At 71.6% G+C, this 26,602-nt stretch carries 28 protein-coding genes and 1 riboswitch; of the genes, 26 read left to right on the top strand and 2 right to left on the bottom strand.

Annotation, left to right across the window (positions count from 1 at the left end; all coding sequences use genetic code 11):
- The first annotated feature begins 145 nt into the window (after positions 1–145).
- The 17 genes from OHA77_RS07400 (at position 146) to OHA77_RS07320 (ending at position 17,068) form a co-directional block, all read left to right on the top strand.
- Positions 146–1,024: a dihydroorotate dehydrogenase electron transfer subunit gene (locus tag OHA77_RS07400; protein ID WP_406317010.1), complete on the top strand. Its 879-nt coding sequence runs from the start codon at positions 146–148 to the stop codon at positions 1,022–1,024.
- Positions 1,014–1,988 carry a dihydroorotate dehydrogenase gene (locus OHA77_RS07395; protein ID WP_326821399.1) on the top strand — a complete coding sequence of 325 codons (975 nt, stop codon included), beginning with the start codon at positions 1,014–1,016 and terminating at the stop codon, positions 1,986–1,988. The genes OHA77_RS07400 and OHA77_RS07395 overlap by 11 nt, the downstream gene beginning before the upstream one ends.
- Positions 1,985–2,698, top strand: a complete 714-nt coding sequence (pyrF, locus tag OHA77_RS07390; protein ID WP_406317008.1) for an orotidine-5'-phosphate decarboxylase — start codon at positions 1,985–1,987, stop codon at positions 2,696–2,698. The genes OHA77_RS07395 and pyrF overlap by 4 nt, the downstream gene beginning before the upstream one ends.
- Positions 2,699–2,896: 198 nt before the next feature.
- Positions 2,897–3,220, top strand: coding sequence for an integration host factor, actinobacterial type (gene mihF, locus OHA77_RS07385; RefSeq protein ID WP_326821401.1), 324 nt, complete (start codon positions 2,897–2,899; stop codon positions 3,218–3,220).
- A 197-nt stretch (positions 3,221–3,417) separates the two neighbouring features.
- The gene (gene gmk, locus OHA77_RS07380; protein WP_406319796.1) at positions 3,418–3,990 is read left to right on the top strand and encodes a guanylate kinase; all 573 of its coding nucleotides are present in this window, start codon (positions 3,418–3,420) and stop codon (positions 3,988–3,990) included.
- Between the two features lie 13 nt (positions 3,991–4,003).
- On the top strand, positions 4,004–4,267 hold the full coding sequence (gene rpoZ / locus OHA77_RS07375) for a DNA-directed RNA polymerase subunit omega (protein WP_012889517.1): 264 nt from the start codon (positions 4,004–4,006) through the stop codon (positions 4,265–4,267).
- Between the two features lie 8 nt (positions 4,268–4,275).
- Positions 4,276–5,484 (top strand): bifunctional phosphopantothenoylcysteine decarboxylase/phosphopantothenate--cysteine ligase CoaBC, encoded by a 1,209-nt coding sequence (coaBC, locus tag OHA77_RS07370; RefSeq protein WP_406317007.1) that lies wholly within the window; start codon positions 4,276–4,278, stop codon positions 5,482–5,484.
- Between the two features lie 79 nt (positions 5,485–5,563).
- Complete coding sequence (locus OHA77_RS07365; protein WP_326821404.1) at positions 5,564–5,932, top strand: hypothetical protein; 369 nt, start codon at positions 5,564–5,566, stop codon at positions 5,930–5,932.
- Positions 5,933–6,030: 98 nt separating this feature from the next.
- Positions 6,031–6,606 carry a TPM domain-containing protein gene (locus OHA77_RS07360; protein WP_406317005.1) on the top strand — a complete coding sequence of 192 codons (576 nt, stop codon included), beginning with the start codon at positions 6,031–6,033 and terminating at the stop codon, positions 6,604–6,606.
- Positions 6,607–6,725: 119 nt separating this feature from the next.
- Positions 6,726–7,913: a methionine adenosyltransferase gene (metK, locus tag OHA77_RS07355; RefSeq protein WP_326821406.1), complete on the top strand. Its 1,188-nt coding sequence runs from the start codon at positions 6,726–6,728 to the stop codon at positions 7,911–7,913.
- A 155-nt stretch (positions 7,914–8,068) separates the two neighbouring features.
- A complete protein-coding gene (locus OHA77_RS07350) occupies positions 8,069–10,273 on the top strand; it encodes a primosomal protein N' (RefSeq protein ID WP_406317003.1) in 2,205 nt (734 codons plus the stop codon).
- A gap of 49 nt (positions 10,274–10,322) precedes the next feature.
- Positions 10,323–11,966, top strand: coding sequence for a hypothetical protein (locus OHA77_RS07345; protein ID WP_406317002.1), 1,644 nt, complete (start codon positions 10,323–10,325; stop codon positions 11,964–11,966).
- Positions 11,967–12,023: 57 nt separating this feature from the next.
- Complete coding sequence (locus OHA77_RS07340) at positions 12,024–13,388, top strand: hypothetical protein (RefSeq protein WP_406317000.1); 1,365 nt, start codon at positions 12,024–12,026, stop codon at positions 13,386–13,388.
- A gap of 102 nt (positions 13,389–13,490) precedes the next feature.
- Positions 13,491–14,039 carry a peptide deformylase gene (gene def, locus OHA77_RS07335; protein WP_326821410.1) on the top strand — a complete coding sequence of 183 codons (549 nt, stop codon included), beginning with the start codon at positions 13,491–13,493 and terminating at the stop codon, positions 14,037–14,039.
- 4 nt (positions 14,040–14,043) lie between these two features.
- Positions 14,044–14,973: a methionyl-tRNA formyltransferase gene (gene fmt / locus OHA77_RS07330; RefSeq protein WP_406319794.1), complete on the top strand. Its 930-nt coding sequence runs from the start codon at positions 14,044–14,046 to the stop codon at positions 14,971–14,973.
- A 3-nt stretch (positions 14,974–14,976) separates the two neighbouring features.
- The gene (locus OHA77_RS07325; protein ID WP_406316998.1) at positions 14,977–16,716 is read left to right on the top strand and encodes an RsmB/NOP family class I SAM-dependent RNA methyltransferase; all 1,740 of its coding nucleotides are present in this window, start codon (positions 14,977–14,979) and stop codon (positions 16,714–16,716) included.
- Between the two features lie 157 nt (positions 16,717–16,873).
- Complete coding sequence (locus OHA77_RS07320; RefSeq protein ID WP_406316997.1) at positions 16,874–17,068, top strand: hypothetical protein; 195 nt, start codon at positions 16,874–16,876, stop codon at positions 17,066–17,068.
- Here OHA77_RS07320 and tnpA read toward each other — a convergent pair.
- Positions 17,062–17,562 (bottom strand): IS200/IS605 family transposase, encoded by a 501-nt coding sequence (gene tnpA, locus OHA77_RS07315; RefSeq protein ID WP_406316995.1) that lies wholly within the window; start codon positions 17,560–17,562, stop codon positions 17,062–17,064. The genes OHA77_RS07320 and tnpA overlap by 7 nt on opposite strands.
- Before the next feature lie 23 nt (positions 17,563–17,585).
- Here tnpA and OHA77_RS07310 point away from each other — a divergent pair, with 23 nt between their 5' ends.
- The 3 genes from OHA77_RS07310 to rpe all read left to right on the top strand — a co-directional run bounded on the left by OHA77_RS07310 (position 17,586) and on the right by rpe (position 19,849).
- Complete coding sequence (locus tag OHA77_RS07310) at positions 17,586–18,737, top strand: RNA-guided endonuclease InsQ/TnpB family protein (RefSeq protein ID WP_406316993.1); 1,152 nt, start codon at positions 17,586–17,588, stop codon at positions 18,735–18,737.
- 12 nt (positions 18,738–18,749) lie between these two features.
- Positions 18,750–19,127 (top strand): asparagine synthase-related protein, encoded by a 378-nt coding sequence (locus tag OHA77_RS07305; protein ID WP_406316992.1) that lies wholly within the window; start codon positions 18,750–18,752, stop codon positions 19,125–19,127.
- A gap of 65 nt (positions 19,128–19,192) precedes the next feature.
- The gene (rpe, locus tag OHA77_RS07300; RefSeq protein ID WP_326821414.1) at positions 19,193–19,849 is read left to right on the top strand and encodes a ribulose-phosphate 3-epimerase; all 657 of its coding nucleotides are present in this window, start codon (positions 19,193–19,195) and stop codon (positions 19,847–19,849) included.
- Between the two features lie 41 nt (positions 19,850–19,890).
- Here rpe and OHA77_RS07295 read toward each other — a convergent pair whose 3' ends face one another.
- Positions 19,891–20,493 (bottom strand): TetR/AcrR family transcriptional regulator, encoded by a 603-nt coding sequence (locus OHA77_RS07295; protein ID WP_406316990.1) that lies wholly within the window; start codon positions 20,491–20,493, stop codon positions 19,891–19,893.
- 72 nt (positions 20,494–20,565) lie between these two features.
- Between OHA77_RS07295 and OHA77_RS07290 the strand changes: the two genes are divergently transcribed.
- From OHA77_RS07290 to OHA77_RS07265, 6 genes are all read left to right on the top strand, one after another.
- Positions 20,566–21,393 (top strand): class I SAM-dependent methyltransferase, encoded by an 828-nt coding sequence (locus OHA77_RS07290; protein ID WP_406316989.1) that lies wholly within the window; start codon positions 20,566–20,568, stop codon positions 21,391–21,393.
- A gap of 364 nt (positions 21,394–21,757) precedes the next feature.
- A complete protein-coding gene (locus OHA77_RS07285; RefSeq protein ID WP_326821417.1) occupies positions 21,758–22,585 on the top strand; it encodes an oxygenase MpaB family protein in 828 nt (275 codons plus the stop codon).
- A 115-nt stretch (positions 22,586–22,700) separates the two neighbouring features.
- Positions 22,701–22,831, top strand: a riboswitch (FMN riboswitch).
- Between the two features lie 103 nt (positions 22,832–22,934).
- Entirely contained in the window at positions 22,935–24,077 is a 1,143-nt protein-coding gene (ribD, locus tag OHA77_RS07280) for a bifunctional diaminohydroxyphosphoribosylaminopyrimidine deaminase/5-amino-6-(5-phosphoribosylamino)uracil reductase RibD (protein ID WP_406316988.1), read from the top strand.
- Positions 24,078–24,686, top strand: coding sequence for a riboflavin synthase (locus tag OHA77_RS07275; RefSeq protein WP_406316986.1), 609 nt, complete (start codon positions 24,078–24,080; stop codon positions 24,684–24,686).
- Positions 24,683–25,345: a nicotinamide mononucleotide transporter family protein gene (locus OHA77_RS07270; RefSeq protein ID WP_326821420.1), complete on the top strand. Its 663-nt coding sequence runs from the start codon at positions 24,683–24,685 to the stop codon at positions 25,343–25,345. The genes OHA77_RS07275 and OHA77_RS07270 overlap by 4 nt, the downstream gene beginning before the upstream one ends.
- Positions 25,342–26,556, top strand: coding sequence for a bifunctional 3,4-dihydroxy-2-butanone-4-phosphate synthase/GTP cyclohydrolase II (locus OHA77_RS07265; protein WP_406316984.1), 1,215 nt, complete (start codon positions 25,342–25,344; stop codon positions 26,554–26,556). Before OHA77_RS07270 ends, OHA77_RS07265 begins: the two co-directional genes overlap by 4 nt.
- The last annotated feature ends 46 nt before the right edge of the window (positions 26,557–26,602 follow it).

Here is a 26,602-nt window from a genome sequence, read left to right as displayed (position 1 = left end):
GAGGAGCCGGGCGCGACCATGGGCACGAGCGGCTCAGGGGACGGATGAGCGGAGTGGCCGGTGAAGGATGAGCCGTCCGCGGAGCGAATGAGGAGCCGGGCGCGACCATTGGCACTGCGGCTGCGGGGCTGATGCCCGGGCGGAGGTGAGAAAGACGCCTGTTACTCCGGTGCAGGTGACGGGCACGGTGCTGACGACGCGCCGGGTCGACGCCTACCATGCGCTGACCGTGGTGGCGCCCGGCATCGCCGAGCGCTTCCGGCCCGGCCATTTCGTCGCCGTGGCGGTCGGCGGTGCGCAGACGGCGATGCTGACGCGCCGTGCCTTCTCCGTGCACGACGTCAAGCCCGACTACGGCGGCACGGTGGAGTTCGTCTTCTCGGTGCGCGGTCCGGGCACGACGTGGCTGGCCGAGCGCCGCGCCCGCGACACGCTCGACCTCGTCGGGCCGCTGGGCCGGCCGTTCCCGCTGCCGCGCGATCCGGTGAACTGCGTTCTCGTCGGCGGCGAGTACGGCTCGGCGACGCTGTTCGCGGTGGCCGACGCGCTCCAGCAGCGTGGCTGCCGGGTCGACTTCGTGCTCGGCGCGGCCTCGGCCGACCGGGTGTTCGGCGCGCTGCGCGCCCGGCGGATGGGTGAGACGACCACGCTGACCACCGAAGACGGCTCGCTGGGCCTGCGCGGCCGGGTGACCGACGTGCTGCCCGGGGTGATCGCCGACGTCCGGGCCGACGCGGTCTACGCCTGCGGTCCGATGCCGATGCTGCGCGGCGTCACCGCGGTGGCGGTCGAGTTCGACATCCCGGTCCAGGTGGCCGTGGAGGAGCGGATGGCGTGCGGGGTGGGCGTGTGCATGACGTGCGTGCTGCCGGTCATCGGGGACGACGGTGTCACCCGGATGGTCCGCTCGTGCGTCGAAGGACCGGTCTTCCGGGGCGAGCGCGTCCGCTTCGACGATGTGGGAACGATCCCGTTCGACGCGCTCGGAGCGCCCGGTGGGGGATCGCGGAACAATGCCGGTTGACATGCGGACGTACCTGGGGCACGTGGAACTGGTCAATCCGATCACCACGGCCGCCGGGTGCGCGGCGTCGGGCTCCGAGCTCTCCCAGTTCTTCGACCTGGGCCGGATCGGCGCGCTGACCACGCGGTCGATCACGATGGCCCCCAGAGCGGGCCGTCCGACCCCCAGGATGGCCGAGACGCCCTCGGGCATGCTCAACGCCGTGGGACTCCAGGGGCCGGGCGTGGACGCCTTCCTGGAGCGCGAGCTGCCCTGGCTGGCCCAGCGGAGCATCAGGACCGTGGTCTCGATCGGCGGCGGCACCGTGGCCGAGTACACCGCGCTGGCCCGGAGGCTCACCGACGCCCCCGGGGTGAGCGCGGTGGAGGTCAACCTGTCATGCCCCAACATCGAGGACCGGGGCCGGGTCTTCGCCCGCGACGGCGCCGCCTCGGCCGAGGTGATCGCCTCGGTGCGCTCGGTGATGCGCTACGACGTGCCCGTGGTGGCCAAGCTCTCCCCGGACGTGGTGGACATCGTGAGCGTCGCCCGTGCGTGCGTGGACGGCGGCGCCGACGCGCTCTCAATGATCAACAACCCACTCGGCATGAGCATCGACACCGAGGCCATGCGCCCCTCGCTGGCCGCGGTCACCGGCGGGCTGTCCGGACCGGCCATCCGCCCGCTGGCCGTACGCTGCGTCTGGCAGGTCCACGCGGCGCTGCCCAGCGTGCCCATCATCGGCATGGGCGGTGTGCTGACCGGCAGGGACGCCTTCGAGCTCATCCTCGCCGGGGCCTGCGTCGTCGCGGTGGGCACGGCGCTGTTCCACGACCCCTACGCCTGCCTGCGCATCCTGCGCGAGCTGGAGGAGCTCCTGGCGGCCCGGGGGTTCCACCGGCTGGCCGACGCGGTCGGGCTGGCCCATCGCCCGCCGGGGGCGTCCACCCGGCATCGGATAGATCTAGAGGAGAGTTCCCTGTGAGGCCCGCACCCATCGCCGTTGCCCTGGACGCACCCGACCTGGAGACCGCCGCCCACTGGGCGAGTCTGGTGACGCCTCATGTCAGCACCGTCAAGATCGGACTCGAACTCTATCTCCGCTACGGCCCCGAGGTGATCGCCTCGATCCGCGGGGCGAGCGGTGTCCAGGTGTTCCTGGACCTGAAGCTCCACGACATCCCGAACACCGTCGAGGGGGCGGCCAGGGCCGTGGCACGGCTCAGGCCCGCCATCCTGACCGTCCACGCGGGCGGTGGCCCCGCGATGATCAGTGCGGCCGTGGAGGCCCTGCCCGCCACCCAGATCGCGGCCGTGACGGTGCTCACGTCGCTCTCCGAGGCCGATCTGGAGCGCATCGGCATCGCCGGACCCTCCGAGGACGCCGTGCGCCGCATGTCGGCCATGGCCGTCGGCGCGGGCGCCCAGGCCCTCGTGTGCTCGCCGCGTGAGGTCGCCACGGTGCGGGCAGAGGTCGGACCGGACATCACCCTCATCACTCCGGGCATCCGCCCCGCCGGCGCCGAGAGTCAGGATCAGGCAAGAATAGCGACTCCCGAGCAGGCTCTCGCCGACGGGGCCGATCTTCTCGTGATCGGCCGCCCGATCACCGGTGCGGCCGACCCGGGAGCCGCCGCCGCGGGGATCGCCGCGGCGCTCCGGCGCACCCTCGCCGACAGTGATCGCGCGGTCTGATCGCCGGTGTGATCCACATCGCTGGAAACGCCGGGTCCGGCCTACTTTTGTAGACACTCAGCGATATCGTCGGCACACAGAGTGACGAAGTAGATTTTCTACGGTGAGAAACCGGTCTTGACGTTGCTTGAAGCGCCATGACCAGCTAGTTTCCCTTCCCGTCCGAGTACATCGACAGGAAATTCGAGGTGACCCGGCGTGGCTCTTCCTCCCCTTACCCCTGAGCAGCGCGCCGCAGCCCTAGAGAAGGCTGCCAAGGCCCGCCGAGAGCGTGCCGAGGTTAAGAATCGCCTGAAGCACGGTGCGATCTCTCTGACCGAGGTGCTCAAAGACGGGCAGGCCGACGACGTCATCGGAAAGATGAAGGTGTCGGCGCTTCTGGAGTCGCTCCCCGGCGTGGGCAAGGTCCGCGCCAAGCAGCTGATGGAGCGGCTCGGCATCGCAGAGTCCCGCCGCGTGCGGGGTCTCGGTGCCAACCAGCGGGCTTCGCTCGAGCGTGAGTTCGGCGGTGCCGAGAGCTAGTCTCGGTTCAGAAGGAACACGCTCACCCCGGATCAACGGGGATGGCAACAACGGGGGGTTGTGGAGTGACCGGAACATCGTGGTCCGACGAGAGTCGGGTCCCGGAGGAGACCGCTGAGAGCGGGTCCGGTGGCTTCACCTCCCCGGTCGGAGGTCCGGAGGCGGCGCGAGCCTTCGCCGGACCGACCGGCAAGCGCCTGACGGTCCTCTCAGGGCCGTCAGGCGTCGGCAAGTCCACGGTCGTCGCCGAGCTTCGGCGGGCATACCCCGAGGTGTGGCTGTCGGTCTCGGTGACCACCAGGAAGCCCCGGCCGGGGGAGACCCACGGGGTGGAGTACTTCTTCGCCGACGACGACGAGTTCGACCGGTTGGCCGCCTCCGGCGAGCTGCTGGAGTGGGCCGAGTTCGCCGGCAACAGATACGGCACGCCGCGCGGTCCGGTGCTCCGGAAGATCGACGCCGGGGTGCCCACGCTGCTGGAGATCGATCTCCAGGGCGCGCGCCAGGTCCGGGCGAGCATGCCCGAGGCGACACTGATCTTCCTGGCTCCGCCCACCTGGGAGGAGCTGGAGAAGCGCCTGCGGGGCAGAGGCACCGAGCCGGAGGACGTCATCGCCCGCCGCCTGGCGGCCGGCCGGATCGAGATGGCGGCCGAGCAGGAATTCGACCTGACTCTTGTGAACACGTCCGTCCAGGATGTATGTCATCGGCTGATAGCCTTACTGGCTGATGCTCCCGAGGCTTCGCGCCCCGGACGTTCACCTAGCTAGGGGAAATCACAACGTGGCAACGAACGCCGCCTACTCCGAAGGCATCACCAACCCGTCGATCGACGCGCTGCTCGACATCGTCGACAGCAAGTACAGCCTTGTGATCTTCGGCTCGAAGCGCGCGCGCCAGATCAACGCCTACTACTCCCAGCTCGGCGAAGGCCTGCTGGAGTACGTCGGCCCGCTCGTGGAGACCCACGCGCAGGAGAAGCCGCTCTCCATCGCGCTGCGCGAGGTCAGTGAGGGTCTGCTCACCTCCGAGCCGATCGAGGGCTAGTCCCACCGATGGGTGGCCGACCCGCCGTCGTGCTTGGCGTGAGCGCGGGCATCGCCGCATACAAGGCCTGCGAGTTGCTCCGCCTGTTCACGGAGTCGGGCCACGACGTCCGTGTCGTCCCGACCAGGGAGGCGCTCCGTTTCGTCGGCGAGCCGACCTGGGCGGCGCTGTCCGGCAACCCCGTGACGGCCGACGTCTGGGACTCCGTGCACGAGGTCCCGCACGTGCGGATCGGCCAGGACGCCGACCTGGTGGTGGTCGCTCCCGCGACCGCCGACGTGCTCGCCAGGGCCGCCCACGGGCTGGCCGGTGACCTGCTCACCAACACCCTGCTCACCGCGCGGTGCCCGGTCGTGTTCGCTCCCGCGATGCACACCGAGATGTGGGAGCACCCCGCGACCCGGGCCAACGTGGCCACCCTCCGCGAGCGCGGCTCGATCGTCATCGACCCCGCCGCAGGCCGCCTGACGGGCGCCGACACCGGCCGCGGCCGGCTGCCCGATCCCAAGGAGATCTTCGAGGTCTGCCGCAGAGTCCTGACCGGGCGCCCCGCCGACCTGGCCGGCCGCCGCCTGGTGATCTCCGCCGGAGGGACTCGCGAGGCCATCGACCCGGTCCGTTTCATCGGCAACCGCTCCTCGGGCCTGCAGGGCTACGCGCTGGCCCGTACGGCGGTGGCCCGCGGCGCCGAGGTCACCCTGGTGAGCGCGAACGTCGCGCTGCCCGACCCGGCCGGGGCCACGGTGATCCGGGTGGAGTCGGCCGCGGAGCTGCGCGACGCCGTGCTGGGCGCGGTGGGGGGCGCCGACGCCGTGGTCATGGCCGCCGCGGTCGCCGACTTCCGGCCCCTCGTGCAGAGCGATTTGAAGATCAAGAAGACCTCGGCCGACCCTGACCCCATCCATCTGACGAAAAATCCCGACATCCTCGCCGAGCTGGGAGATCGCCGCCGCACGGGGCTCAAGCCGTACCCGCCGGTGATCGTGGGGTTCGCGGCCGAGACCGACGACGTCCTCGCCAACGGACAGGCCAAGCTCGCCCGCAAGGGCTGTGATCTGCTCGTCGTCAACCAGGTGGGCGCGGGCGTCGCCTTCGGCACCCCGGACAACGCGGCGGTGGTCCTGGTCGCCGGCGGGGAGTCGGTGGAGATCCCGCGCGGCCCCAAGGAGGACCTCGCCGACACCGTCTGGGATCTTGTCGTCCACCGGCTTCCCTGATCCGCTTGCCGGGGATCTCCCCGGGGCGGATACTGCGTCCGAAATGACCTGGCACGTTGCAGCGTGAAGGGATTCGATCATGCCGGTGCCCGCCGCTGTCAGGGCTCGCTGTCGCGCTCTGCTCCCTCCGGGGGAGGAGATGCGCTATGTCCTGCCCGCACTGTCGGTGGGTTCGCCGGGGATGGCGACCTTCCTGATCGTGGTCACCGACCGTTCGATCGCCGTGCTGTCCACCAAGTTCTTCGACCAGGACGCGCCGACCTCGGTCTACGCCACCCACACGCGCCGCACCCGGCTCGGCCCGGTGGAGTTCTCCACGGGTGCCGCCATCGAGCTCGGCGGCATGGTGTTCGAGATCGACGAGGAGTACGCCGCGGTGGTCCGCGCAGCCGACGCCGAGGTCTTCGAGCCCGAGACGTTGCCCCCCGATCCACTGCCCGACCTGTGACCTCATACCCTGAACGGGTGGGGGTCCGTAGGGGCAGGGAGACCACTTGGCGATGATCCGGTCCGCGGGGCGGTTGCGGGGCCGGTGGGGGGCTGCGGGTGCTACATCTCGTCCGTGTGCTGGTCGCGCTGGCTCTGACGCTGCCGCCGGGGGATCCCGTGGCGCGCGTCGACCCGCCGGCCGCCGTCTCGGCGCAGGTGACCGACCGAGCGGGCGTGCTCGGTGGGCGCCGGGCCGAGGTCGAGGCGGCCGTCGCGAAACTGCGGGCCCACCGGGGGGTGCGCCTGTACGTCGTCTACGTCGAGAGCTTCTCCGGTTCGAGCGCGACCGACTGGGCCGCGGGGACGGCCCGGCTCAGCGGTCTGGGCCGGCTCGACCTGCTGCTGGCCGTCGCCACCGCGGACGGCCGTTACGCCGTCTTCGCCGACCAGGCCTTCCCGCTCTCCGGCGAGCAGCTCGACTCGGTGGCCGCGACCACGATCGAACCCGAGCTCCGGCGGTCCGATTGGGCGGGGGCGCCGATCGTCGCGGCGAGGGAGTACGACGCGGTGCTGGCCTCGCCGAGCGTGGTCTCCGCGTCGGCTCCGTTCCGGTCCGTTCCCCCCGGTGGGCGGCCGGGGAAGGGCCCGCTGACCAGCCTTAAGGAGAAAATTTGGGCGGCGCACTCAAATTGAGCACGTATGGTTTCGCGGCGCTGCTCCGGGTACGGCTAGACTTCGGCTCAGCGCTACTGGTGTCGTGTCGACGCCAGAGCCCCCAGACGCCAGCAGCCGCTGCATGAGGAGCAACTGTCTTGTCCCGTCGCCTGTTCACCTCCGAGTCGGTCACCGAGGGCCACCCGGACAAGATCGCCGACCAGATCAGTGACGCGATTCTCGACGCCATGCTCAAGGGTGACCCCAAGAGCCGCGTCGCAGTCGAGACACTGATCACCACCGGTCAGGTCCACGTCGCCGGAGAGGTGACGACGGAGACCTACGTGGACATCCCCGGTCTCATCCGGGAGAAGATCCTCGAGATCGGTTACGACGCCTCCCACAAGGGCTTCGACGGTGCCTCCTGCGGCGTGTCGGTGTCCATCGGCGCGCAGTCGCCCGACATCGCGCAGGGCGTCGACGACGCCTACGAGAACCGCGAGGGTGAAGGCGCCGACGAGCTCGACCGCCAGGGCGCCGGCGACCAGGGCCTGATGTTCGGCTACGCCTGCCGCGAGACCCCCGAGCTGATGCCGCTGCCGATCCAGCTGGCGCACCGCCTGGCCGCGCGCCTGTCGCAGGTCCGCAAGGACGGCACCGTGCCCTACCTGCGCCCCGACGGCAAGACCCAGGTCACCATCGAGTACGACGGCGACAAGCCGGTCCGTCTCGACACCGTGGTGGTCTCCACCCAGCACGCCGCGGAGATCGACCTCAAGGAGATGCTCGCGCCGGACATCAAGGAGCACGTGGTCGACCCGGTGCTCGCCGACCTGGAGATCTCCACCGAGGGCTACCGCCTGCTGGTCAACCCGACCGGCCGCTTCGAGATCGGCGGCCCGATGGGTGACGCCGGCCTGACGGGTCGCAAGATCATCGTTGACACCTACGGCGGTATGGCCCGCCACGGTGGCGGCGCCTTCTCCGGCAAGGACCCGTCCAAGGTGGACCGCTCGGCCGCCTACGCCATGCGCTGGGTCGCCAAGAACATCGTGGCCGCGGGGCTGTCCGACCGCGCCGAGGTCCAGGTCGCCTACGCCATCGGCAAGGCGCACCCGGTCGGCGTCTTCGTCGAGACCTTCGGCACCGAGAAGGTCGAGATCGAGACGATCCAGAAGGCCGTGCTCCAGGTCTTCGACCTGCGCCCGGCCGCGATCATCCGCGACCTCGACCTGCTGCGCCCGATCTACTCGGCGACCTCCGCCTATGGACACTTCGGCCGGTCCGACTTCTCCTGGGAGGCCACCGACCGCGCCGAGGCCCTGCGCACCGCCGCCGGTCTCTGACGCTTCTCCGTCCGCAGCCCCCGGTGAGAGCTCTCACCGGGGGCTGCGCCGTTCCCGCGGGCGGGGCCCGGCGTTCTGACAGACGGCGAAGCGGGGACGCCGTGGTCCGCCGGACGGTCGTCTTCGCCGCCTCGGGAATCTGGTAGGACAAGTGGGTGACCCACCCCAGCCCCTCATCGGACGACGACGCCCTGCTACCGCTCGACGCCGTGCGTGAGCGGCCCGCGCCCGGCTCCGCCAAGCCCGCCAGGGGGGTGCCGGAGCCGGCCGCCGTGCTGCCGATCGCCCGGGTCGCCGTGGACACGCCGCTGCCGCACCTCGACCGATTGTTCGACTACGTCGTCCCGGTCACCCTGGACGCCGACGCGGTGCCGGGCTCGCGAGTCCGCGTCCGGTTCGCCGGAAAGCTCGTCGACGGTTTTCTGCTGGAGCGGGTGGCCGGCAGCGAGCACGAGGGAAAGCTCTCCCGTCTGGAGAGGGTGGTCTCCCCCGAGCCCGTCCTCGTCCCTGAGATCGCCGCTCTGGCCCGCGCCGTGGCCGACCGCTATGCCGGGACCATGGCCGACGTGCTGCGCCTGGCCGTGCCTCCGCGCCACGCCAGGGTGGAGGCCGAGGACCGCGCGGCGATCCGGCCCGGCCCGGAGGCCGGCGCCGGTGTCCCGGACGTCCGGGTTCCGCCGAAGGCCGCGGACGGCGCCGGTGTCCCGGACGGCCCGCTTCCGCCGAAGGCCGCGGACGGCGCCGGTGTCCCGGACGGCCCGCTTCCGCCGAAGGCCCCGGACAGGGCCGGCGGGCCCGGTGCATGGGCGGACTACCCCGACGGGCAGGCGTTCCTGGCGGCCCTGGCCGGTGGGGGTGCGCCGCGCGCCGTGTGGACCGCACTGCCCGGGACCGGGGACGGCGGGCCCGAGTGGCCCGGGGCCGTGGCGGTGGCCGTCCGGGAGACCCTGCGCAGCGGCAGGGGGGCGGTGGTGGTGCTTCCCGACGGAAAGGACGTGGCGCTGGCCGACGCGGCGCTGGGCGCCGTCCTGGGGCCCGGAGAGCACGTGGCGCTCACCGCGGACCTGGGGCCCGCGGAACGCTACCGCCGATGGCTCCGGGTGGCCCGGGGACAGGTGCGCGCCGTCGTCGGCACCAGGGGGGCGGCCTTCGCGCCGGTCAGGGAGCTCGGGCTGGCGGTGGTCTGGGACGACGGCGACGACCTGCACGCCGAGCGGCTCGCCCCGTACCCGCACACCCGGGAGATCCTCGCGCTCCGTGCCCACCAGGGCCGCGCGGGCCTGCTCATCGGCGGATACGCCCGTACTGCCGAGGCCACCCAGCTCGTCGCAGGAGGCTGGGCCGGTCCCCTCGTCGCCGCCAGGGAGACGGTCAGGGGCAGGGCCCCCAGGGTCCGGCCGGCCGGTGAGGACTCCGAGCTGGCCAGGGACGAGGCGGCCAGGGCGGCCCGGCTGCCCAGCCTCGCCTGGCGGGCGCTGCGTGCCGGCCTGACGACCGGCCCGGTGCTGGTGCAGGTCCCCCGGCGGGGCTACCTGCCGGCGCTGGCCTGCCAGAACTGCCGGGCGCCGGCCCGATGCGGCCACTGCAGCGGACCGCTCGCGCTGCGCGGCGGCCACGCCGCCCCCTACTGCCGCTGGTGCGGCCGGATCGCGGGGGAGTGGCGCTGCCCCGCCTGCGGGGGCGTCCGGGTGCGGGCGCAGGTGGTGGGCGCCCGCCGTACGGCCGAGGAGCTGGGGCGCGCCTTCCCCTCGGTCAAGGTCAGGACCTCGGGCAAGGACGGCGTGCTCGCCACGGTGGGCGCGGCCCCCGCGCTGGTGGTGGCCACCCCGGGGGCCGAACCGGTGGCCGAGGGCGGTTACGCGGCGGCCGTGCTGCTGGACGGGTGGGCGCTGCTCGGCCGGCCGGACCTACGGGTCGCGGAGGAGACGTTGCGCCGGTGGATGAACGCCGCCGCGCTGCTGCGGCCCAGAGCCGAACTGGTCGTGCTGGCCGACTCCTCGGTGCTCGCCGTACAGGCGCTGCTGCGCTGGGACCCCGTCACTCACGCCGAGCGCGAACTGGCCGGCAGGACAGAACTCGGTTTCCCCCCGGCGGTGCGGATGGCCACGCTGACCGGTTCTCCTTCGGCGGTCAGGGAAATGCTCGGGGAGGCCGTGCTGCCGGGGGAGGCTCAGGTGCTCGGGCCCGTCCCTCTCGACTCGCCCAGGGGCGATCAGGTGCGGGAACGCGCCATGGTGAGGGTTCCCCGAGGGTCGGGGGCGGCGCTGTCCGCGGCGTTGAAGGGGGCCGTCGGAGTGCGGTCCGCACGCAAGACTCCTGAGGTGGTCAGGGTATGCATTGACCCTCTCGACGTGATTTGAGCTGTTTCCCCGATTCGCGGTGCTGACAGTAAGCCGTTAATTTTCCCCTGTGTCGATCGAATGGGTAAATCGGGCCGTAGACGATCTGCGTGCGTGGGGGCGCGCGCACGGCCTGGACGTTGACGTGGACGAGGTGCGGCTGCTCTGCGACTATGCGAGCGATTATCTGAACGTGAACGAGCTGGGTGATTTCACTCCCGTCACTTTCGAGGAACTGCTGCTCAACATCTACCCGCGCAAGGTCATCGCCCCACCGGAAAGTGCCCCCGAGACCGTTGCCGCCGCCCGCACCCTTGTCGATTTCCTGCTCGCGACCGAGGAGATCGGCGGCAAGATGGCCGTCCGCATGCGGGTGGTCCTGGACCGGATCGAGCCCGAGATGCCGATCGCGCTCGCCGACACCTCCAGATTCGGCATGGCCAAGAGCCTGTTCAGCGCGATGGGCGCCGACTCGCTGGAGCAGGGCGACGTCTCGGTGTCGGCGGTGGCGGAGCCCCCCGACGACCCCTGCGAGTGCCCGGGCTGCTCCCCCCTGCCGCCGGCGCGGCTGGCACCCCGTGAGGCGCTCGCCGAGAGCGCCCTGCGGGTTCCCCTCGTGACCGACGTCCGGCGGCTGGTCCAGTGGATGCTGGCCGGAGGCCGCAGGCCGACCGTCAAAGGGCGCCTGAGGGTCCGCGACGCCGCCGAGGCGGCCGCCCAGCTCGCGGTGGCCGACCCCGGCTTCCTGTGGAGGCTGGCGGTGCACACCGGCCTGGTGGAGGTCGAGGGCACCGCCATCTTCGACGGCGAGGACCCCGACCCGCTCGACGTCTGGGCCGCGCTGGTCGACCACCTCGTGGAGAAGGAGACAGGCGGCGCCGTGACCGGCAGCCCCTCCCTCGACGAGGAGCTCTACGGCCTGTGCGACATGCTCTACCGGCTGCAGGCACCGGTGCCGATCCCGCTCGTCAGCGCCTACCTGGAGGAGATCGGCCTGGTCGACCACGGGGAGGTGGATGTCGCCGAGGCTGTACGGGGGTTGGCCTACTGCGGCATCGCCGAGCAGAGCGAGGAGACCCTGGAGCTGTCCGCGCTGGCGGTCTGGGGCCTGCGGGAGCACTACACCGATCTGGGCATCGAGGCGCCCGAGGCCGCCGACCTGACCGCGGCCGACGCGCCCGACCTCATCGAGGGACTGCTCTCCGGGCTGCCCACCGAGATGGCCGAGGCGGACATCCAGGGCTGGCTGCGGAGCCGGACCCCCCAGGAGGCCGCCACCGAGATGCTCGGTGCCGCCTCCGGAGCGCCCTCGATCGTCCGTGGCATCGCGGTGACGATCGTGGACCGGCTCGGCCCGGAGGCCGAGCCCGCGGTCCGCCCGTACCTCGACGAGGCCGAGCTGCGCCCGCACGCCGTCAGCTGGCTCTCCGCCCGGGGCCTGGTCGCCCCGGCGCTCTCCCAGGATGAGGTGCTCTGGATGAGCGTGGACATGCTCGCCCTGGCCATCTCCACCGCCGAGGACGATCCGGAGGCGTTCGCCGAGAATCTGGCGTCCTCCGGTCCGCCGACGCACATGATCGAGGAGATGTGGCGGGTGGACCACCCCGAGGTCGTCGAGGTCCTTGAGCTGCTCGGTCGTTCCCTGAACGACCAGAACGTGGCCAAGGCCGCCCGTAAGGCCGCTTTCAAAGCACGTTCTCGCGCGATCGGTTAGCCGTACACCCGTGGGGCTCCAGTGCAGTAAGTTTCACGGGTGGCAAAGAGCGGGAACATGGGCAATGTCTTCGATCTCGGCGAGCTGCGCAGGCTGGTGGACGAGCTGGGATCGGGGTCCCGTGAGGCCCGCGCGACCATGCTCGACGCGGTCTCCGCGGCAGGCAAGGACTGTGAGTGCCAGAGCTGCGGCACCGAGGCGCTGAGCTTCCCGCCGGTCGTGCTCGCCACCGACGACGTGCTCGCCGCCGCCGTCCTCAGGGTCCCGTTGGTGCGGGACGCCCAGCGGCTGGCGGCGTGGACCGGCACCCGGCAGCTGACCCCCGAGGGTCTGCTGCCCGACCCGTTCCTGCCCTGCGCCGAGCTCGGGGTGCCCAACCCGGCGCGACTGCACCTGCTCTGGGTCGTCGCGGTCAACACCGGAATGGTGCGCATCGTCCGGGGCGTGGCGACGGCCGGCCCGCTGGCGCTCTCCGCCGAGCTGCCCGCCGCGGCCCTGCTGGGATTCTGGGACGGCGTGGTCATGGACGTCCTGGACCGCGCGGACGAGAGCCTGACCGGGTCGGAGGTGGTCGACGACCATCTCGCCGAGATGCTCGCCACGATGTACGCCGTGAGCGACGGCCTGTCTGCCGCCACCCTGGTCAAGGGGATCCTGCAGTCGCACGAGGTGGCCTGCGAGACCCGGCCCGCGCAGATGCGGGAACTGGCCGCCGTGCTCCCGGCCGAGCTGGAGGGCGCGCTGTCGCTGCTGGGCTACTGCGGGCTCGTCGAGCCGTCCGAGGCGGGCCGGCCCCGGCTGACGCCACTGGGCATGTGGGCGGTCCGCCAGGACCTGCTGCGGGAGGGGCACGACGCCCCCACCGAGGCCGAGGTGGCCGTCTTCGCCGACCTCGGCGCCGACGAGCTGGTTGACGCGATCATGAAGCGCTCCGCCGCCCCCAGCGCCGTCACCGTGTGGCTGGAGTCCCGCCTCCCCGAGACCGCCGCCCGCGAGCTGGTCAAGATCGCCGCATCCGGTACGGCAGGCCAGCGCGGCACCGTGGGGACGATCCTGGAGGAGCTCGGGCCCGAGGCGGAGGCCCCGCTGCGGGAGGCGCTCACCGAGCCCGCCATGTGGCGTTACGCCGCCTCCTGGCTGCACATCCGCGACCTGCCGGCGCCCGCGCTCACCCCCGCCGACAGCACCTGGATCGCCGTCGACACGATCGCCTCGCTGATCCACCTGGGCAACGCCCCCGAGGCCGTGTGCGAGTTCGGCATGCTCGAACCCGCTGAGGATCTGGTCCGGGTCGTCGAGGAGATGACCCTGGTGGACCACCCCGACACGATCGCCGTGCTGGACCTGCTGGGCGCCCGGCACAGCGACGCGGCGGTCGCCAAGGCGGCCCGGAAGGCGGCCATGAAGGCCCGCTCACGCTGAACCGCATCTCCTCGCAGGCCGGCGGGGGAGCGGAAGATCCGAGGGGCACTCCATGCGGCCCTTAGACTGTGGGCATCCCCGAAAAGTGTGAGGAGAGCCCTGTTGGCCATTCAGTCGATCCGCCTTTTCGGCGACCCCGTGCTGCGCACCCCCGCGGAGCCGGTCAAGGACTTTGACAAGGAGCTGCGCAAGCTCGTCAAGGACCTCACCGACACGATGCTGGACGCCCCCGGAGCCGGGCTTGCCGCCCCGCAGATCGGTGTCGGCCTGCGGGTCTTCACCTACTACGTGGACGAGCAGCTCGGGCATCTGATCAATCCCAACCTCGACCTCTCCGACGACTTGGACGAGGAGGGCGAGGAGGGCTGCCTGTCCTTCCCCGGCCTGTCGTTCCCCACACCCCGGGCGATCCGGGCGGTGGCGAAGGGCGTCAACATGCACGGCGAGCCGGTGACCCTTGAGGGCACCGACCTGATGGCCCGCTGCTTCCAGCACGAGACCGACCACCTGGACGGGGTGCTGTTCATCGACCGGATGGACCTGCGGCAGCGCAAGCTCGCCATGAAGGAGATCCGCGAGGCGGAGTGGAGCGGGCTGTCGGCCCCCGCGTTCAAGTTCTCCCCGCATGCCACCCAAGGGAAGGCTCTGTAGGAACGTGCGCCTGGTCTTCGCCGGAACCCCGGACACCGCCCTGCCCTCGTTGCGGGCCCTGCTCGACTCGCCGCGCCACGACGTCGTCGCCGTCGTCACCCGGCCGGACGCCCAGTCGGGCCGGGGCCGCAAGGTCCACCCGAGCCCCGTCGCCGAGCTGGCCCGGGAGGCGGGCGTGGAGGTCCTGCGGCCGCCGAAGGCGGGGGATCCCGAGTTCCTGGAGCGGTTGCGGCAGATCGATCCCGACTGCTGTCCGGTGGTGGCCTACGGAGCGCTCCTGCCGCAGGCCGCCCTGGACATCCCCCGGCACGGCTGGGTCAACCTCCACTTCTCGTTGCTGCCCGCCTGGCGGGGGGCCGCCCCCGTGCAGCACGCCGTGCTCCACGGGGACCAGATCACCGGCGCGACCACCTTCCAGATCGTCAAGGAGCTGGACGCGGGCCCGGTCTACGGCGTGGTCACCGAGGAGCTCCGGCCCGCCGACACCAGCGGCGACCTGCTCGCCCGGCTCGCCGATTCCGGCGCCGGACTGCTGGTGGCCACCATGGACGGGATCGAGGACGGCAAGCTGGAGGCCGTGCCCCAGCCCGCCGAGGGGCTGAGCTTCACCCGGAAGATCAGCGTGGACGACGCCCGGGTCGACTGGTCCGGGTCCGCCATGCGGGTGGACCGCCTCATCCGTGCCTGCACCCCGGCCCCGGGCGCGTGGACGGAGTTCCGCGGCCAGCGGGTCAAGCTCGGTCCGGTACGGCCCGCACCCGACGCCCCGGCCCTGGAGGCCGGGCGGATCGCGGCGTCCAAGAAGTCCGTCCTGGTCGGCACGGCCACCCACCCGGTCGAGCTGGGCGAGGTGCAGCCGCAGGGCAAGCGCCCGATGGGCGCGGAAGAATGGGCCCGCGGTGTGCGGCCCGCAGACGAAGATCGGCTGGGATAGACCATGAGCGATCGGGGGAGCGGCGGGGACGCCTCGCGCGGCGGCCACGGTCCGGGGAACCGCTCACGCGGCGGTCGGACGGGTGCGTCCGGCAGCCGGGAGCACGGTTCCGGCGGTGGCCGGGGCGGTGGGCAGCCAGGGGCCTCCGGCGGGAAGCAGGGCTCCGGCGGGAGTCGCGGCCAGGCCGGCTCCGCCGGCCGGGGGCGGGGTTCCGATGGTCAGACGGGTGCGTCCGGCGGTCAGGGCCGGGGTCCCGGAGGGAGCCGAGGCGGCCGTCCGGCCAGGCCGGTCCGTGACGAGGCCCGCAATGTCGCCTACGACCTCCTGCGCGCCGTGGACGAGCGAGACGCCTACGCCAACCTCCTGATGCCCACGCTGCTGCGTGAGCGCCGCCTGTCCGGACGGGACGCGGGCCTGGCGACCGAGCTGGCCTACGGCACCCTGCGCGGCCTCGGCACCTACGACGAGGTCATCGCGGCCTGCAGCGACCGGGCTCCGGAGGACCTGGACCCACCGCTGCTCGACGCCATCCGCCTGGGCGTGCACCAGCTGCTCAAGACCCGGATCCCCCCGCACGCCGCGGTCGGCACGACCGTCGACCTGGTAAGGCTGCGCGTGGGCACCGGCGCGTCGAAGTACGCCAACGCCGTGTTGCGCAAGGTCGCCGGACGCTCGCTGGAGCAGTGGCTGCCCATCGTGGCCCCCGACCCCGAGCAGGATCCGGTCGGTCACCTGGCCGTGGCGCACAGCCATCCCCGGTGGATCGTCACCGCGCTGCGCGACGCCGTGGGCGGCGACTTCGACGAGACGGCCGCCCTGCTGGCCGCCGACAACGAGCGCCCCCGGGTCACCCTGGTCGCCCGGCCGGGCCTCTCGTCGGTCGAGGAGCTGCTCACCTCCGGTGCGGAGCCGGCTCACTACTCCCCCTACGCCGCCTACCTGTCCGAGGGCGACCCCGGCCTGATCCGGGCCGTGGCCGAGGCGCGTGCCGCCGTGCAGGACGAGGCCAGCCAGCTCGTGGCGCTGGCCCTGACCCGCGTCCCGGTGACCGGTGGCGACACCCGCTGGCTCGACCTGTGCGCGGGACCCGGCGGCAAGGCCGGCCTGCTGGACGCCATCGCCGTCCACGGTGACGAGGCCGCCCCGGCCCGGAGGGGACTCGACGAGGAGCCCCGGGAGCCGTATGGACCGTCCGGCGCCGGGCGGGAGCCCCGCGGGCAGCAGCAGGGGCCCGGTCCCGTTTCCTTCACGGGCGGGGCCCGCCTGCTGGCCGCCGAGCTTCAGTACCACCGCGCCCGCCTGGTCCGGCAGACCACCCGCGAGGCGGCGGTGATCACCGCCGACGGCACGGTCCCCGCCTGGCGTGCCGGAGCCTTCGACCGGGTCATGGTCGACGCGCCCTGCACCGGGCTGGGCGCCCTTCGCCGCCGCCCGGAAGCCCGCTGGCGGCGCGACCCCCGGAGCCTCCCCGATCTCGGCAGGCTCCAGCGTGAGCTGCTCACCTCGGCCCTGGAGGCGGTCCGTCCGGGGGGAGTGGTCGCGTACGTCACCTGCTCGCCCCATCTGGCCGAGACCGTCACCGTGGTCGGAGACGTCCTGCGCCGCCGCGACGACGTGGAGGCCCTCGACGCCCGCGCCTACCTTCCCGGGGTGGAGGGACTGGGCGAGGGACCCCACGCCCAGTTCTGGCCGCACCGCCACGGCACCGACGGGATGTTCCTCGCCCTCCTGCGCCGGGGATGAGCTCCTCGCCCCCGGCGCATAGCGGCAGTCGATCGCCTGTTACAAATGAATTTGGTCACGAAAACCAAGTGGGCCTGGAGCAGGAAACACAGTGCCTACCGGTCCTTGTCGCTGTATTCGGCCACAACCCAATGTTGGATCAGGCAGGATTGCGGCCATGAGCGGGCAGGGGATGGTCAAGCGGCAGCGCGGGCATAAAGCCCGCCTGGAGCTGACCTGCGCTCAGTCCGCGCTCCTGGACGGGCAGGTGTCCGCCGCGATCACCGTGTGGAACTGCCTGCACGCCTATTGGACGCATTTCTCCGGCAGAAGGCCGACCCTGGCCCAGGCCTATCAGACGATTCGTCAATGAGGTCTAGCCAGGAATCCCGGCCCCCCAGGGCCGGGAGGAATGGCTTCCCTGCCTGCGCCCGGACGCCAGTCCGGGCGTTTTTGGTTCTCGATGTACTCGCGGATGATCTGAAGCGGTGCGCCGCCGCAAGATCCGGCGAAATACGAGGGCGACCACAGGTGGCCATGCATGATGTGCCGGTTGATCCGGCCGGTGAACTCCTTGCGCAGGTAGTGCGCGGAGACGCCTTTGAGTCGGTTGACCAAGGTCGTGATGGGCAGCTTGGGCGAGTAGTGCACGAGCAGGTGCACGTGATCGTCCTCGCCGTTGAACTCCCGCAAGGTCGCGCCGAGCTGGGCGCACACGTCCCGCATGACGTCCTCGCAGCGGGTGAGCATGGCGTCGGTGAGGACATCACGCCGATACTTCGTGACAAAGACAAGATGTACGTGAAGGTCGTAGACGACGCTACGACCGCGCCTTACCAGCGGATCTGGTTCCCACCGTGGTGACATGGATAAGAAGCTACAATATGGGAATGAAGATCGTGGTGCAGGTGAAACTGCTCCCGGACGCGCCCACCGAGACAGCCCTCCGGGAGACGCTTCGCGCCTGCAACCACGCCGCCAATCACGCCTCCCGCCGCGCGTTCGACACCGGGATAACAGGCAAGACCTCGTTACAGCGCCTGGTGTACGGGGAGCTGAAGGAGATGGGCCTGTCTGCTCAGCCCGCGATCCATGCCGCCCGCAAGACGGCCGGGGCCTACGCGACGCTGACGGCGAACCTGAAGGCCGGGAACTACGGCCGCGAAGGATCGAAGCGACGCACGATCGTCGAGGCCAAGCCGATCCGGTTCCGCAAGGACGCCGCCCAGCCGTTCGACGACCGATGCCTGTCCTGGCAGACGGACGCCCGCACCGTCTCGATCTGGACCGTGCGTGGACGCTCCGGCCGTATCCCCTTCGCGTGCTCCCCGCAGCAGTTGAAGACGCTCACCGAGCACCGCCGGGGCGAAAGCGACCTGGTGTACCGGGGCGGCCAGTGGTACCTGTACGCCACCTGCGACATTCCCGAGCCCGAACTGATCGAGCCGGACGCTTTTCTCGGCGTCGACCTCGGCATCGCCAACATCGCCACCACTAACGACGGCACCGTCCACGCGGGCAAACACTTAAACCAGGTCCGCCACCGCAACCGCCGCCTGCGCAGTCGCCTCCAGGCCAAGGGCACCACATCCGCCAAACGGCTCCTGCGCAGGCTCTCCGGCCGGGAAGCACGCTTCGCCGCCGACACCAACCATCGCATCTCCAAGCAGATCGTGACCGAGGCCCAACGCACCTGTCGCGGCATCGCCCTGGAAGACCTGGGCGGCATCCGCGAGAGGGTACGGCTCCGCAAGCCCCAGCGGGTCACGCTGCATTCCTGGAGCTTCCGGCAGCTCGGCGCATATATCGCCTACAAGGCGACCCGCGCCGGGCTGCCGGTGGTTCATGTGGACCCCCGTTACACCTCTCAGGGGTGTTCGGCATGCGGCCACATCGACAAGAAGAACCGGCCCGACCAGGCCACCTTCTCCTGCACGTCGTGCGGCTTCGCTGAGCACGCCGACGTGAACGCAGCCCGTAACATCGCCGCGCGCGGTGCCGCGAGCTGGGCAGTGAGTCACGCTGCCGACGACGCGGCCTGATCCGTGCACCCCATGCACGGCGAGGAGCTGCAAGCTCGACCCTTCAGGGCCGAGAAGCTGACCGCCCCCTGGTCGATGAAGACCTTCGACGGCAGGGAGAAGAGCCTGCTGCGCGCCGCCTCGGCCGACCTCCTGCCGCGTTCGGTCCTGGAACGGCGCAAGAGCCCCTACCCTTCGACGCAGGACCCGGCCTACGGGCAGGCCCTGCGTGCGGAGGCGGCCCGGCTGCTCGACCAGGGCGACGTGGCCGCGGCGCCGCTGATCGACCTGGAGAAGGTCAGGGCCATTCTGGACCGGCCGACGGATGCCGGCGGATCCCGGGCGTCGCTGGAGCGGTTCCTCCAGCTCAACGCCTGGCTGGAGGACTACGGGGTGCAGATCGGCCTCTGACGACCCGGCTGGGCCGTCCACCGATGACGTGCCGCCGGTGGCCGCGCCATAGAATCGACCGCATCATGGCCGTACAGATCTCGCCCAGCATCCTGTCCGCCGACTTCGCCCGCCTCGCCGAGGCGGCCGCGGCGGTTCCCAACGCCGACTGGCTGCACGTGGACGTCATGGACAACCACTTCGTGCCCAACCTGACGCTCGGCCTTCCGGTCGTCGAGTCCCTGCTCAAGGCCACCTCGCTGCCACTCGACTGCCATCTCATGATCGAGGATCCGGACCGCTGGGCCCCGGCCTACGCCGAGGCCGGGGCGGGCAGCGTGACCATCCACGCCGAGGCGGCCAAGGCCCCGATCCGCACCCTGCGCGAGATCCGCGCCGCCGGGGCGCGTTCCGGTCTCGCGCTGAACCCGGGCACCCCGGTCGAGCCGTACGAGGACCTGCTCGGTGAGATCGACATGCTGCTGCTGATGACCGTCGAGCCCGGGTTCGGCGGCCAGAAGTTCCTCGACGTGGTCCTCCCGAAGATCCGCCGGGCCCGCGCGCTGATCGACAAGCATGGGGGCCGGGTCTGGCTCCAGGTGGACGGCGGGGTGTCGGACCGCACCATCGAGCGCTGCGCCGAGGCGGGGGCCGACGTCTTCGTGGCGGGCAACGCCGTCTACGGTGCCGACGACCCGGCCATGGCGGTGGACAGCCTGCGGTCCATGGCCGAGAAGAGCTGATCTCCCCTCCGCTCCCTCCGCGCCGGACCGCCAGGGGGTCCTTAGGCCGGTCGTCGTTGCACGACGTCGGCGATGGCCGCTGTCACGAACGTGTCGACGGCTGCAGTGGTCGGCGGGTCGAGGTCGCGGTCTGCGAACAGGAGATGCCCGCCGCCGACCAGGGAGAGGGTGAGTGAGTCGATGTCGGCGTCGGCCGCGATGCGGCCCAGTTCACGCTCGTCGGTCAGATAGGCGGAGATCGCGGTCGTGGCCTGGGCGAGGATCGCGATGCCGCCTCCGGGTCTGGCCTGCCGCAGCCGTGCGCGCAGCTCGTCCCGGAAGGTGATGAGCGGGATGATCCCCATCGGGATCGGTCCGAACAGGGTGGTCAGCGCGCTGGTGAGGTTGGCGGCCACCGTGCCGACGCCGGCGGACTCGCCCAGCGCACTCGCCTGCGTCTCGAGCTGCGCGGCCCGGTCGAGTACGAGGTCGGTGAGGAAGGCGTCGAAGTCGGTGAAGTGCCGGTGCAGGACGCCTTTGGCGCAGCCTGCCTCGTCGGTGACGGCCCGGCTGGTCAGCCCGTTCGGCCCGTCCCGCAGGAGCACGCGTTCGGCGGCGTCGAACAGCTGCTGCCGCGCGTCGCGAAGGTGCACACCAGTCGGCACTCAGAGATCCTTTCGTGCGTCGACCCGCTGGCATCCGTTGCCTAGTGGGCATGTGCCCACTAAGGTGGGCGCATGCCCATACTACCTCGAGAGCAATCGGAACCGTCCCCGTCGGAGTCGCACAAGGCCCGGCGGATGGCCGAGTCGTTCGGCGTGGACGCGCAACGCTACGACCAGGCCCGGCCCGGCTACCCCGATGCGCTGGTGGCGCGGATCATCGCCGGGAGCCCCGGGTCTGACGTGCTCGACGTCGGCTGCGGTACCGGCATCGCGGCCCGCCAGTTCCAGGCCGCCGGCTGCGCCGTACTCGGTGTCGAGCCCGATGCGCGGATGGCCGACTTCGCGCGATCCCGCGGCCTGCAGGTCGAGGTGGCGGCCTTCGAGTCCTGGCAGCCGGCCGGTCGGACGTTCGACGCGGTCATCGCCGCCCAGTCGTGGCACTGGGTGGATCCGGTCGCCGGAGCCGGGCAGGCGGCACGTGTGCTGCGTCCGAGGGGACGGCTGGCGATCTTCGGGCACGTGTACGAGCCGCCTGCCGAGGTGGCCGAGCCGTTCGCCGCCGCCTACCGGCGGGTGGCGCCCGACTCCCCGTTCAACGACCAACCGGCCCGACGTCTGCTCGACCTCTACCAGGCGGCGTACGTGAAGTTCGCCGACAAGCTCTGCGAGACCGGACAGTTCAACGATCCCGAACAGTGGCGATTCGACTGGGAGCGGTCCTACACGCGCGACCAGTGGCTGGACCTGCTCCCCACCACCGGCGGCCTCACCCGGCTCCGTCCCGATCAGCTGGCCGAGATACTGGACGCGGTCGGGAGCGCCATCGACTCCCTGGGTGGACGCTTCACGATGAACTACACCACCCTGGCCGCGACCGCCGTACGCGCCGACCCCTCCTGAGTCCCTCCGCCGAATCGCCGCCGATCCGGGAATCCGCGCGGCCGTTCGACGCTCCGCCGGGAGTCGCCGGCACGGGATCCGGGGGCGCCGTCGCGAAACGGTCCACGCCGATCAATGGCCCGGTTGTCCATTCTTTTTGTGTGGTTTCAATCAGGTCATGGCGGTAATTCCGTTGATCGTGTTCGAGGGGCGGAGATGACAGCCGAATCCCCGGAAAGTTGATATTCACCGGCCTGTGACATGCTGATGGTATGGCCATGACGGTGCGTTCCGACGTCGCCGCCCGTGCCGAGGTCGCAGGATCGGCGGGACGTGTGCTGTCCGGCCGACGGGGTGGTTCGGGCAGGTGCGAGGGAGGTGGCGCATGGACCACGGGCTGTTCGGGCCGGGTTCGGTGACCTGGCGGGTGATGGGGGAGCCGATCCTGCTGGTCGGCGGGTTCCGGGCGCTGCTCATGCAGGGGCTTCACCCCCGGGCGATGCGCGGAGTCGCGCAGAACTCCTCCCTCATGGACCCGGCCGAGGCGTGGTCGCGTTTCCTGCGCACCACCGAGTTCGTCCGCGTGCGCACCTACGGCACCAGCGCCGAGGTCGCCGCCGCCGGCGCGCGGGTCAGGAGGATCCACTCCCGGCTCACCGCGTTCGACCCCGACACCGGGGAGCGCTTCCGCCTCGACGACCCCGCGGCGCTCCTCTGGGTCCACGTCGGCGAGGTCGACTCCTACCTGTCGGTGGCCCGGCGCGCGGGGGTGCGCCTGAGCGACGAGGAGGCCGACCGGTTCGTGCACGAGTGGCGGCGAGCCGCCGAGGTCGTCGGCCTGAGCCCCGGCGACGTGCCCGGTTCGGTCGGCGAGATGCGCGACTACATCCAGGGGTGCCGTCCCGGCCTCTACTTCGCCCCCGAGGTGCCCCATCCGATGCGCCAGTCCCTGAGCCAGTCCCTCGGCGCGCCGCTGCCGACGTACCTGCTCCCGCTCAAGCCGGTCATCCCGATGCTCACCGTGCTGGCCTTCGCGACCCTGCCACGCTGGGCCCGCAGGCTGTACGGCCTGCCCGCGACGCCGCTCGGCGACCTGTGGGCGACGGTCACGCTGAAGGCTCTGCAGACCGGGATCGGCCTGGTGCCGGCCCCGGTCAGATACGGTCCGGACGCCCGCAGGGCGCGGCAGGTGACGGCGGAGCGGGCCGCCTAGGGCCGGGGGGCCAGGGGCGGGTCGCATACGACCCTGGGGTGTTCCTCCGCTTGCCGGTCATGGCACACTGATGTATGGGAAGCGGACCCGAAGGGCGAGCGACCCGTCAGGCAAACAGCGTGCTCCGGGGTCGGTGAAAGTCCGAACCGGCGGTTACAGTCCGCGACCCGGTCGAGTCCATCGACCGGTTGACCCGGTGGAATTCCGGGACCGACGGTTAAAGTCCGGATGGGAGGCAGCGCGCGAACGGAGAGTGTCTTCGGGCACCCTCCGTCAGAAGGGTGTGCACACACCCGTGATCCCCCGGGGCCCGCCGTGGCAAAAAGCTACTGGCGAGTAGGAGACCCGGGTGACTGATCAGGCGCACATGCGCCGGGCGATCGAGCTCGCCGCGCACGGACGCGGCACCACCAGCCCCAACCCCGTCGTCGGATGCGTCGTCCTCGACGCCGCAGGGCAGGTCGCGGGAGAGGGCTTCCACGCCTACGCCGGCGGCCCGCACGCCGAGGTGGTCGCGTTGCGCGCCGCCGGGGAGCGTGCCAGGGGCGGCACCGCGTACGTCACCCTCGAACCCTGTGACCACACCGGGCGCACCGGGCCCTGCGTGCTCGCCCTGCTGGAGGCCGGGATCGCCCGCGTCGTCGTCGCGGTGAGCGACCCCAACCCGATGGCGGCCGGCGGCGCCGACCGCCTCAGGCGGCACGGTGTCACCGTGGTGACCGGTGTGCTCGCCGAGGAGGCCGGGCGCGGCAACGCCGAGTGGCTGACCTCCGTCCGTCTCGGCCGGCCACACGTCACCTGGAAGTACGCCGCCACGCTGGACGGCCGCTCGGCCGCCGCGGACGGCACCAGCCAGTGGATCACCTCACCCGAGTCCCGCGCGGACGTGCACCGCCTGCGCGGCGAGGCCGGCGCGATCATCGCGGGCATCGGCACCGTCCTCGCCGACGACCCCCGGCTCACCGTCCGCCGCCCGCCCGGGGACGGCCCGTCCGCGGCGGGAAGCCCGCTCCACACGACCGTGGACGGCCCGCCGTCCGCCGTGCCGCCGCTCCGCGTGGTCGTGGACAGCGACGCCCGGACCCCGCTCACCGCCCGCGTCCTGGACGGCCGGGCGCCGACGCTGGTGGCCGTCGCCGCCGACGCCGACGCCGGCGCGCTCGCCGCCAGGACCGAGGTGGTACGGCTGGCGCGGCGGCGGCCGTACGGGATCGACCTGGGAGAGCTCCTGGCCGAGCTGCACCGCCGCCAGATCGTCAGCGTGTTGCTGGAAGGCGGACCGGCCCTCGCGGGTTCCTTCCTACGGGAGGGCCTGATCGACCGGGTCGTCGGCTACCTCGCCCCGGCGCTGCTGGGCGCGGGAGCCGCCGCGCTCGGTCCGGCGGGCGTCGCCACGATCGCCGAGACCCACCGCCTGGAGTTCGAGGATGTCACCCCCACCGGACCGGACCTGCGTCTGACCGCCCGGCCGGTACCTGCGAAGGAGCTGTGAATGTTCACCGGAATCGTTGAGGAACTGGGCGAGGTCACCGCGATCGAGCCGTTACGGGACGCGGCCCGGATGTCGATCCGCGGCAGGGTCGTCACGGCCGACGCCGGGCACGGCGACTCGATCGCCGTCAACGGCGTCTGCCTGACCGTGGCGGAGGTGGACGGCGAGGTGTTCACCGCGGACGTGATGAAGGAGACCCTGGACCGCAGCTGCCTGGGGGCGCTGCGGCCCGGCTCCCGGGTCAACCTGGAGCGCGCGGTCCGCGCCGACCAGCGGCTGGGCGGCCACATCGTGCAGGGCCACGTGGACGGGACCGGTGCGCTGCTGTCGCGCGAGCCCGGCGAGCACTGGGAGGTCGTCCGGCTCTCGCTCCCGGAGGGGCTGGACCGCTACGTGGTCGAGAAGGGCTCGATCGCGGTGGACGGCATCAGCCTGACCGTGGTCGGCGTGGACCGCGACGGGTTCACCGTCAGCCTGATCCCCACCACCCTGCGGATGACCACCCTCGGCGCCAAGCAACCGGGGGACCCGGTGAACCTCGAGGTCGACGTGATCGCCAAGCACGTGGAGAAGCTCGTGGGCGCGTACGGTCCGGGGGCCGGCCGGTGAACTGGGCGGAAGCGGGCTTCGAGGCCTTCGGGGTGCACGTCCTCTGGACGGACCTGGTCGGGAACGTGGCCGCCCTGGCCACCGTACTGCTGGCCATCCGCAAGTCGATCTGGACCTGGCCGGTGCAGCTGACCGGCTCGGTGCTGCTCTTCGTCGCCTCGGTCAACGCGCACATCACCGGTAACGCGCTCAAGCAGTTCATGTTCGGCGCCCTGGCCGTCTACGGCTGGTGGCGCTGGACCCGCGGCACCCAGGAGGGCCGCGGGCTGGCCGTGCGCCCCGCGACGACCCTCGAACGGTTCGGGCTGGTCGGGATCATGCTCCTGGGCACGCTCGCGGTCGCGGTGATCTTCTTCGTCACCAAGCTGTCCTGGGGCGCCTCCATCCCGCCGCCCAAGGGCTACCTCCTCGTCCTGGCCGACGCCTACATCTTCGTCGGCAGCGCGGTCGCCACCTGGGCGCAGGGCCAGGCGCTGGTCGACTTCTGGCTGATCTGGATCGCCGTCGACCTGGTCGGCGTACCGCTGGCCTTCAGCTCGGGGCTCGTCGTCTCCGGGGCGGTGTACGGAGTGTTCTTCGTGCTCGTCCTGGTCGGATTCTTCAACTGGCTGAAGGAGTACCGGTCAAGGGCCGTGCTCGTCCCCGAGGAGGCAGTGTGACCAGGCTGGACCCGATCGACAGGGCGATCGCCGACATCCGCGACGGCCGGCCCGTGGTGGTCGTCGACGACGAGAACCGCGAGAACGAGGGCGACATCATCTTCGCCGCGGCCAAGGCCACGCCGGAGCTGCTGGCCTTCACCATCCGCCACACCAGCGGCGTGATCTGCGTGTCGATGCCCGGAGAGGACCTCGACCGGCTCGGCCTGCCGCTGATGGTCCACGACAACAAGGAGCGGCTCCGCACCGCCTACACGATCAGTGTGGACGCCCGCGACGGGGTGAGCACCGGCATCTCGGCGGCGGACCGGGCCCGGACCATCCGGACCCTGTGCGACTCGGCGACCGAGCCGTTCGAGCTGGTACGGCCCGGCCACGTGTTCCCGCTCCGCTACCGCGCCGGCGGCGTGCTGGCCCGGCGCGGCCACACCGAGGCGGCCGTCGACCTGGCCAGGCTCGCCGGGCTGAGCCCGGCGGGCGCGCTCGCCGAGGTCGTCAACGACGACGGGACCATGAAGCGGCTGCCGGAGCTGCGCCGGTTCTGCGACGAGCACGATCTGGCGCTGGTCTCGATCGAGCAGCTCGTGGAGTTCAGGCGCCGCAGCGAGCGGATGGTGACCCGGGTCGCCGAGACGCGTCTGCCGAACAAGTACGGGATGTGGCGCGCCTACGGCTACGCGAGCGCACTGGACGGCGGCGAGCACCTGACGCTGGTCTACGGCGACATCGAGGACGGGGAGAACATCCTGGTCCGGGCGCACTCCGAGTGCCTGACCGGCGACGTGCTCGGGTCACTGCGGTGCGACTGCGGGGTCCAGCTCGACCACGCGATGGCGACGATCGCCGCCGAGGGCCGGGGCGTGGTCGTCTACCTTCGCGGGCACGAGGGCCGCGGGATCGGCCTGCTGGCCAAGCTCAAGGCGTACAGCCTGCAGGACGACGGCCGGGACACCGTGGACGCGAACCTGGAGCTCGGGCTGCCGGTGGACGCCCGGGAGTTCTCCAACGCCGCGCAGATCCTCGCCGACCTCGGGGTGAAGTCGGTCCGGCTGCTGACCAACAACCCGGCCAAGCTGCGCGGCATGGACGGGTACGGCATCAAGGTGCTCGGCCGTGAGCCGATGCCGGTGGCGATGAACCCCTACAACGAGAAATACCTGCAGGCCAAGCGCGAGCGCCTCGGCCACGACATCCACGAGGAGACGCCATGACCGAGCGCGACGGCGGCCGGGGAACGCACCCCGGCCCGCGGAGTGG

Origin of the sequence: Streptosporangium sp. NBC_01639 (assembly GCF_045209755.1) — a bacterium.
GTDB lineage: Bacteria > Actinomycetota > Actinomycetes > Streptosporangiales > Streptosporangiaceae > Streptosporangium.
The sequence above is the reverse complement of the archived record's forward strand: the minus strand, read 5'-3'. Positions and strand labels throughout refer to the sequence as shown.